The organism is Endozoicomonas sp. SESOKO3 (assembly GCF_024606255.1).
The window spans coordinates 1-1,186 of the sequence record NZ_JAHHPR010000592.1; the positions used below are offsets into that span (position 1 = coordinate 1).

Below are 1,186 nucleotides of genomic sequence, written 5' to 3' on the forward strand. Positions count from 1 at the left end.
GGCACCCTGCGGTTCTTCCTGATCCTCACGATTATTTACGTCATGCTCATTCCCAATGTTCATGGCAAAGATAAGATCAGTATCATTCGAAGTGACTAAAGGGAACCTCCCTATAAGAGTATTATGGTTGATCAAATTGGATAGGAAGTCAGAGTCTTTTGTTCCCTTTTCTTCAAAAATTTTCACATCCGCTGGCGTCAATAAAGGGGTTGCTGCCAACAATGTTGAGCAGGGACAAGCCATAATAATGAGACCAAGGGAAGCTAAGAATAGCTGCCTAGCCCTGCCAAGATGGAAAAATATCGATGACCCTGTTGTTTCTGGTAATTGAGACCCGGAGCTACTGATCATTCTACTTCCTTTAGTATCTGAATGCCTCTCGTAAAGTAGTCCAGGAATTGCAGCAATGCTCAACTTTAAGCTGTCGTCACCAATATCTGATCTGACACTCATCGGTTCATTGTCGTCTGTAGTGTCAGACCAGATACTGAAGACCAAACCTCCTTGAAAGTACGCCCTGCATGATTCAAAAATTTGCATGAGCGGCCGATCAGAGCAAGAAATTTTTACCCATTACAATAGGCCACTTCCAGCATGGCACTTTCTTTTCGTAAGTGTGAATATTTCAATTACTGAGTCACACCTTCTGGCGTGTCAACATCATCTCTCTCAGAATCACTTCCATCAGAGTAGCTCCTGGTATCATCACTCTCTGAATCACTATCGTAACAATGGTCAGGAACACATACACGCCTGCGAAAGAACCAATCGAGCCACTGCACAAATTCATTCAAGTAGTTCAGCCTTCTTTGAAGGTGTTTTTTCTTCTTCTCTTCTTTGCCAAGCTCTTTCTCTTGTTGTTCCTTTACAGCCTCGACATGCGTGACTTCGTCAGCTTGCTCAACGACATCGGAGCCAGTCGTTATATCATAAAGCACTAACAATAAATCATATGATTGATCCCGCAGGGCTCTGAATCCTGTACCGAGAGTAACCTGTATCACTTGATAATCATTTTTATCAGGAAAAGCTACGTGTAATTGTTGCGCTATATACGACTTCAGGTGTCCCAATAATTTTAGAAATGATTTATGCTCTTGATTTTCGTGGTCACGCATTGCGTCTGCTATTAGTTTTTTTATTTCTTTAAGTAATTTCCTTTTTTTGTCCATATAGTTATAAAAGG

Annotated in this window: 2 protein-coding genes; both read right to left on the bottom strand. The window is 41.4% G+C overall.

The window, feature by feature from the left end; translation table 11 throughout:
• Positions 1–351, bottom strand: a 351-nt coding sequence (locus KDK18_RS10160) for a hypothetical protein (protein WP_257254786.1), incomplete at its 3' end; no start/stop codon positions are given.
• Positions 352–629: 278 nt separating this feature from the next.
• Positions 630–1,186 (bottom strand): hypothetical protein (locus tag KDK18_RS10165; protein ID WP_257254787.1); only part of this gene is annotated, 557 nt, incomplete at its 5' end.